Origin of the sequence: Stenotrophomonas sp. HMWF003 (assembly GCF_003061285.1) — a bacterium.
GTDB classification, from domain to species: Bacteria; Pseudomonadota; Gammaproteobacteria; order Xanthomonadales; family Xanthomonadaceae; genus Stenotrophomonas; species Stenotrophomonas maltophilia_AP.
The window spans coordinates 5370-6518 of the sequence record NZ_QAIW01000330.1; the positions used below are offsets into that span (position 1 = coordinate 5370).

Sequence of the window (1149 nt, forward strand, 5' to 3'; positions counted from 1 at the left end):
ACGCCTGGCCAAGCTTGACAACGGCGGCTACGACGCAATCGTGCTGGCGGTGGCCGGGCTGGAGCGGCTGGGCCTGGGCGGGCGCATCGTGGCGCGCTTGAACGCACCGACGTGGTTGCCGGCCCCGGCGCAGGGCGCGGTAACGGTGGAATGCAATGGCGAGGATGCACGGGTGATGGCGTTGTTCGCCGCGCTCGACGATCCGCGTACGCGTGCCTGTGTCGAAGCCGAGCGCGCCATGAACCGTGCGCTGCATGGCAGCTGCCACGTGCCGGTGGCCGGGTTCGCGCAGTGGGAAGGCGAGGATCTGTTCCTGCAGGGCCTGGTCGGCGGCGTGGTCGATGGCCGCCTGGTGCGTGCCGAGGCGCGCGGCCCGGGCCGTGACCCGGATGCGCTGGGCCGGCAGGTGGCGGCCGGGTTGCTGGCCGGTGGGGCAGGGGAATTGTTGGGCGTTTAGCCGGGGTGCCGGGCGTGCCGGCAGCCGGGGTGTCTGCAGCCGACCAACGGTCGGCTCTACCGGGCGGCAGAGCCGATCGCGGACATCATCATTTGAATTTGTAGACCACGTTCATGGTGGTCAGGGTGTCGGTCTTGCGCTTGTCTTCGGCCACGTCGCTGTTGTAACGCGCCTGCCAGCCGGCCTTCAGCGCCAGGTGTTCGTTCATGCTCACCGACACGCCGAAATCGTTCTGGCCGAAGGTGTTGTACGAGCCCGACTCCACCAGCAGCGTGTTGACCAGGTCGGTGTTGGGGGTCAGCGAGTACTTCACGTCGAACAGGCCACGGCCGATCAGGCCGGTGCGGGTTTCATCGTCTTCGGTGTTGTGCGTGCGGCGCACACCGGGGCCGATCTGCGCGTCCATGTAGAAGCGGTCGCCTTCCACCAGCCGGGTGCCGTAACCCAGACCGAACGAGCTCTGGCGGTCGTAGGTGGCGAAGTCGTCGCGCTCGTAACGCACCGTGGCCGTCAGCTGGCGGTGCTCGCCCAGCTGCAATGCGCTGCCGGCGCTGCCGGTGTAGCGGTTGGCCGTGGTGTTGCGGCGCTTGGTAACCGTGCCGTCATCGGCGGTCTCGACGTATTCCGAGCGCGAGCGCAGGCCGAACAGGTCCATGCTGTGCACCCAGTCGTCGTCGGTATAGCGCAGGCGC

Annotated in this window: 1 protein-coding gene and 1 pseudogene; one reads left to right on the forward strand and one right to left on the reverse strand. The window is 68.2% G+C overall.

The window, feature by feature from the left end; translation table 11 throughout:
• Window positions 1-457 (forward strand): annotated as a pseudogene (locus tag DBR34_RS23060) (hydroxymethylbilane synthase); the annotation flags it as partial.
• A gap of 88 nt (window positions 458-545) precedes the next feature.
• Here the strand turns inward: DBR34_RS23060 and DBR34_RS13275 are convergent.
• A partial coding sequence (locus DBR34_RS13275; RefSeq protein ID WP_258223908.1) for a DUF481 domain-containing protein occupies window positions 546-1149 on the reverse strand: 604 nt, incomplete at its 5' end.